This is a genomic window from Lamprobacter sp., assembly GCF_034860625.1.
Classification (GTDB): domain Bacteria; phylum Pseudomonadota; class Gammaproteobacteria; order Chromatiales; family Chromatiaceae; genus Lamprobacter.
This window is the reverse complement of record NZ_JAYESN010000211.1, coordinates 1-5,477: the sequence shown is the minus strand read 5'-3', so window position 1 is coordinate 5,477 and position 5,477 is coordinate 1. Positions and strand designations below refer to the sequence as shown.

8 protein-coding genes are annotated in these 5,477 nt (G+C 58.8%); 2 read left to right on the top strand and 6 right to left on the bottom strand.

Annotation, left to right across the window (positions count from 1 at the left end; all coding sequences use genetic code 11):
* The coding region (locus tag VBE63_RS24245; RefSeq protein ID WP_323685585.1) for a hypothetical protein at positions 1-327 on the top strand (327 nt) is incomplete at its 5' end.
* Positions 328-343: 16 nt separating this feature from the next.
* Here VBE63_RS24245 and VBE63_RS24240 read toward each other — a convergent pair.
* On the bottom strand, positions 344-931 hold the full coding sequence (locus tag VBE63_RS24240; protein ID WP_323685584.1) for a DUF3991 and TOPRIM domain-containing protein: 588 nt from the start codon (positions 929-931) through the stop codon (positions 344-346).
* Between VBE63_RS24240 and VBE63_RS24235 the strand changes: the two genes are divergently transcribed.
* The gene (locus VBE63_RS24235) at positions 890-1,411 is read left to right on the top strand and encodes a hypothetical protein (protein ID WP_323685583.1); all 522 of its coding nucleotides are present in this window, start codon (positions 890-892) and stop codon (positions 1,409-1,411) included. The genes VBE63_RS24240 and VBE63_RS24235 overlap by 42 nt on opposite strands.
* A 239-nt stretch (positions 1,412-1,650) precedes the next feature.
* Here VBE63_RS24235 and VBE63_RS24230 read toward each other — a convergent pair whose 3' ends face one another.
* From VBE63_RS24230 to radC, 5 genes are all read right to left on the bottom strand, one after another.
* A complete protein-coding gene (locus VBE63_RS24230) occupies positions 1,651-2,331 on the bottom strand; it encodes a hypothetical protein (protein WP_323685582.1) in 681 nt (226 codons plus the stop codon).
* 338 nt (positions 2,332-2,669) lie between these two features.
* A complete protein-coding gene (locus VBE63_RS24225; protein WP_323685581.1) occupies positions 2,670-3,647 on the bottom strand; it encodes a ParB/RepB/Spo0J family partition protein in 978 nt (325 codons plus the stop codon).
* Positions 3,644-4,402, bottom strand: a complete 759-nt coding sequence (locus VBE63_RS24220; protein WP_323685580.1) for a ParA family protein — start codon at positions 4,400-4,402, stop codon at positions 3,644-3,646. Before VBE63_RS24220 ends, VBE63_RS24225 begins: the two co-directional genes overlap by 4 nt.
* Before the next feature lie 101 nt (positions 4,403-4,503).
* Positions 4,504-4,746: a hypothetical protein gene (locus VBE63_RS24215; RefSeq protein ID WP_323685579.1), complete on the bottom strand. Its 243-nt coding sequence runs from the start codon at positions 4,744-4,746 to the stop codon at positions 4,504-4,506.
* A gap of 196 nt (positions 4,747-4,942) precedes the next feature.
* Positions 4,943-5,461, bottom strand: a complete 519-nt coding sequence (gene radC / locus VBE63_RS24210; RefSeq protein WP_323685586.1) for a RadC family protein — start codon at positions 5,459-5,461, stop codon at positions 4,943-4,945.
* Between the last annotated feature and the right edge of the window lie 16 nt (positions 5,462-5,477).

Genomic DNA, 5,477 nt, shown 5'->3' with positions numbered 1-5,477 from the left:
GGCGCTTGGAGCGCTTGCTCGATCAGCTTGCCGCGACGGCCTGAGGGGCCAAAAAGTGCCAAAGTCGAGTGTAAGAGTTTTTATACAGCCTCTGAACACCATGTCCGACTGTTTCGCAACGGGCGCAATCAAACCCTTCGCATCCCCCGAGATCTCGAGATGGATGCGGAAGAAGCGACCTTGAGCAAGGAGGGAGAGCGCTTGATCATCGAGCCAATCAAACGCAGAACAGACCTTGCCACGCTGCTGGCAGTCTGGGAAGCGTTGGACGAGCCGGTACTAGAGGTCGATGACGGCCTCTTGCCTCTGGACGACGTTCGGCTCTGAACATGGATGGTCTACACTACCTGTAGCTGTAGCGACCCGAAGCACGCAACAGAGCCTCATTCCAATCTTTGGTATCGCTCGGCAGGGCTCGATGGACAGCCAAATCGTCCCTTGAGGTATCGGTAACCAAACGCTCGATCAGGGAAGCAAATTTCACGCCATCCCGATCGTTATCCGTCGCAATCCGAACTGTGGCGCCCATCATCAAGCGCTTGATCGCTGCCTGTAGCAGCAGAGGTTGGTGAGCATTGAGAGCGCCTCCGAAGCTCGCATAACGCACATGCTCGTCAGGATGCAGAGCCGCATAGCTCAGTGCATCGATCCCGCTCTCGGCGATCACCAAGGCGGTATCAGTACGCTGTACCGCAGACACCCATAGCCCCTTCTCGCCTCCTGCGGCGAAACCGGTAAAGTCGCGGTTCTTGATCTCAAAACCGCAGGGACCATCCCGATCGATATGGGGAAAGATCACGTTCGCACGTGCATCCCTGAGAACTTTGCCAGCAAAGCGAGGATGCACGAGCAGTGCGTGGGGAATCCCCCGCTCCTCTTCCAGATAAGCATGCTCGACGAGTGGCCTCATGCCGGCAAGCGCCTGCAGCACGCCAACACGATCCCGAGACACAGGAATCATCTCGGCGACGTAGAGATCAATCTCGATCGGCGGAATGGGTCCATCAATCCAGGTGCGCAGCTCGCGTCGAACATCCCCGAGGCTACAGCGCCGCCGATGCTGGATAAAATCGATGATCGATCCGTGGTCCCTGTCATCACGCACCGAGAAGTAGACTCAATGCTGGTCCTCGTCCCTGGCAATGATCACCTTGTCATCATCAGCATCACGCATGACAACCGAGCATCGGGAGCTTGCTCGCTGATCGATCCGGTACCCCTGGCTCGCGGCATATTTGGTCAGATTGATCTCGATCTTGAAGCGATCAATCTCGTCTCTGTAACGCGGCCCGTAGTCTCTCGCCGATTTTTTCGCATGCGAAAAAGACATCCTTCTGCTTTGCTACCCTCTGCCCTGCCCTGCCCCGTCGGTCTGATCAAGAACGGCGGCAACCGCCGCCTGCTCTTCTGAGTCAGTGACCTCAGCATTAGCGTCGAGCCAAAACGCAGCGGCCTGGACGGCCCAAAGCGGTGCCTTTGCAGCGGTGGCCCACTGCTCAAGCGCTGAACCTGGCGGTGGCCGGCGCGGGTCAGAGAGTCCGTTCTGGATCGCAAAGGCGGTCAGCAGCGCAGCGGATTCCGCCGGAGAACGTTGGCTGTGGAAGCGGAATGCAGAGATCACCCGCCGGCGCGTATCGTTCGGGATCGGGGTCATTGGGATCGGCGTGGTGCAAAGGCCACGACCTTATCGGAGCGGTCCTGGTCAAGCAGACGGCGGGCCAACTCGAGTGAAGCTGGCGAGGTTGCCAGGATGTGCTGCCGTAGACCTGGAAGGGCCTCTGTGAATCCTGCGTGCAGATCCTCAATCGGCTCGGCACGGGCACTCCATGTTCGGGAGATCGATGCTCTCAAGTGCTGATGCGCAGCCACAAGATCAGCAAAAAGCCGATCCAACAACGCATCAGCAGAGGATGAGCTGTCGCGCAGATCGTTATCCCATGCCTGTATGCTGCGTTCGCTCAGGATCTCCGGTCCGGGAGCACAAGCCTCGCCGCCAAACAGCGCTAGAGCAAGCAGATCGATGACAGACGCCTCCAAGCGCGTTGGATCAGGCGCGAGACTTGGTCCAAGAAGACCCATCGCTTGCTGGAAGCGTTCTTCCATCGCTTCATCAGCTGCCTTCTCTTGAAGACGCGCCTGATCCCTCGCCAGCTCAACGGCATCAGCCAATAGGCTGACAATGCCAAGCGCCTGCTGTAGCACATCGCGCTGCTGATGGGAGAGATAGCCACTCTTGGCGATCCCTGCCAGGGCATTCGCGACCTCGCGATCATGCAGCGGTATCTTCGGGAAGATTTCTGACGCGTTGTCTGACGGCTGCCGCGAGATCAACTCCGCAAGCTGAAGCTCGGTGAGTTCATCGTCCCTGCGGAGCTGAACAGTACCCTGGCAACTGCAATCTAACTCGGCCCTACGGTCACACACCCAAGCACGGCCATAAGCTGAACTGTCCAGGTGCATTGGGCCATGGCATTCAGGACACCTCGGGATACCGGTCATGCGTATCGGTCTCCCCTGCCCTGACAACCCAAATCATCGCTCCTGAACATCCAAGCGCAGTACCACCGCCAAGCGCTCCGCTCAGCGGGTTGAACGTCAATTGTGGTGCTTTGGAACATCATGGGATCGGTCTCCATGCAGCAGCCCGGCTGGGCTGCCGGGCCGCGCGCTCAGATGAGCGTCTTGCGGATACCATCAAGCTCCAGGAGGTCTGCAAAGCGGATGCGCAGCTCTCCATGCCTACCCAACTCCGGCGCCTCAATGGTCACAGGCAGACCAAGTCGGGCCTCTAGGGCCAGCGCGATCTCAGCAAAGGGATCGCCCTCGCCATCTGTCGCAGCATGACCTGTGCCGCTGACTTCAGATGACGGAGCTTGAGTTGTCGAGCCATCATCCTGCTCCTCGGCATTCGCATGCGAAACCTGCTCATCAGGCGCCGCGACATCTGTAGGCTCTGGCAACGAGGACGTTTCAGGAGACTCAGGTTCAGCCTCACGAGCCTTGGCTCGTGCTAAGGCCTCACGCACCGTGGTACGACCAAGCTGCTCCTGTTTGAGCATGCCCTTGAACGCATGCGGATCAATCTTTTGCAGATCGACCAGCATCGCCAACGTCTCGGCGTCTCCCGTGCGCCCCTTAGCCACGAAAGGCTCGAGGCTCTTCTGATGGGTGGCGATCTTCTTGCGCAACGAGACCCAAGCCGCGGTCTTGCCGAGCATCTCGGCAACCTCTTTCGGTTTACGACCCAGGTTCAGCAATCGCGCAACCGCCAGCGCCTCCTCCATGACCGACAGCTCTTCACGGTCGATGTTCTCGATCAGCTGAACCGCTAAGCGCTGCGCATCGTTCAGCTCACGAACCACCACCGGAACCTGTTGCAAGCCAGCCATGCCAGCGGCACGCCAACGGCGCTCACCGGCGATCAGCATGTAGCGGCCAGCCACATCAGGATGCAACGAGACAATCAGCGGCTCGATCACGCCCTGTGCCTTAAGGGAGGCGGCTAGCGTCTCCAGACGCTGCTCATCGAAGCTCGTGCGAGGCTGGTTCGGATCGGGATCGATCAGCGCAAGCTCGATCTCTTGAGCACCGGCATCCACTGGAGTGTCCATCAGTTCTGCAAGACTCGAGATTCCTTTTAGGCTCATGGCAGCTTCTCCAGGATAGCGGTGCACACTCCGCGCATTTCTTGGGCGGCGCGCTGCGCGCTCTCACCCCGACTGTGCTGCCAAACCGGCCGACCATTGTCGATCGCATCCGAAATCGCCACCCGATGCCCAAGCGTGACCGGCAACAGCTTGTCACCGAGCGCCTGGCGCAACTCCGCGAGCATGCGGGTATGCGTCGCAGAACGGCTATTCACCATGTTGGCAAGGAGACCGATGTTTTTAAGACGCGGATTGAAGCGTCGGATCACGGTCTGGATGGTCTTCTGCAAGTCCGTGATGCCCTGGATCGAGTAGCCATTGAGGGCAACCGGACTCACCACGGCATCGGCGGCGATCAGTGCCGACAGCAGGCGTCGACCAAGCGTCGGCGGCGTATCGATGATGACGAGTGTTTCGGGCGCCAAGGGTAGGGCTCTGAGATGAGCCGCTGGGCGCTCAATGCTGTCGAGCTCTAGGCCCTCAACATCGTTGATCGCCATGTCCGCCGGGATCAGTGAAAGTTGTTCAGAGATCGCCTGTGGCGAGCCCGTCAGGCAACCGGGCTCCTCGGTAAACAGCGAGGAAGCGAGTAGGCCAGTAAACTCATCAACAAAGGTTCGGCTGCTGTTGGCCTGCCCATCCAGATCCACCAGCAACACAGGACGCGCCTGCTCAAGGGCCAGCCAGGCCAGATGAACTGCAAGCGTGGATTTACCAACGCCCCCTTTTTGATTCGCGATCGCGACGATCTGCATGATTTACCTCTCTAGGTCGTGCCGCAAGGGCAGGAAGGTCTGTGAATGATACAGCCCGATGTACATCGGGACAAATTTTCGCATGCGAAAAAAACTGAGTTTCAAGCGCTCGATCCTTCGGCCTTCGCAAGGCGTTGCTCCAGGTCCCTAATGCGATAACCCAGCTCTTCGAGCAAGACATCAACGGGAGCAGTCTTGCCGGATGCGCTAAGCCCTCGTCGAGAAAGAAGACGGATCGCCTCATTGGCTGAGAGACCTTGCTCGTCCGCAAACTGCTCGATCTCGGCCTTCAGCTCAGGTGGCAACAGGAGCTGCATACGGGCCATCGGGGCCTTTTCTGCCATGAACACCTCCGTGAACGCTAGGGATAGGTTAAGTGTAAAGCATACAGCATGGCCAACACATTCGTTCTCCGACCTCGGCCTTGAAAGCATGTGCCGCTGCAGAAGCTATTGCCACAGCGAAGGATGCATCGCGAGCTTTTCGCATGCGAAAAAGTGAAGTCAGGGCGGCGGCGCGGGTTGCCGCCCTGACAGAGGCTCAGATCAAGCCACGCTCCGCTATCGAGACTGCCTCTTCAGTCGAAACCACCAGATGATCCAAGACCCGGACATCGACCATGTCGAGAACCTCCTGTAGTCGCTTGGTGATCCGCAGGTCTGACTGACTTGGCTCAGCAACACCTGAAGGGTGGTTGTGGAAGAACACCACTGCTGCAGCGCCCAACTCTAAGGCCCGAGCGACGACAACCCTCGGATGGACTGAAGCGCCGTCGATCGTGCCGTAGAACAGCTCCTCCTTGGCGATGATGCGATGCCGGTTATCGAGGAACAGCACACCGAACAGCTCATGGTGACGCTCACCGAGTTCCAAGCGGAGATAAGACCGGGTTGCCTCCGGACTTGTCAGCGCGCTGCCGCGGCGGTGCTTACGGGCCAGGATCGTCAATGCCAGATCGATCACTGATTCTTTCTCATCCGGCGACAGATCAGCAGGGCGAAGCTCTGCGAAGCGATTGATCGATTGGTTAGCGGGGAAAGAAGCGACCGGCTGATTCATGGCAAAGGCTCCATGG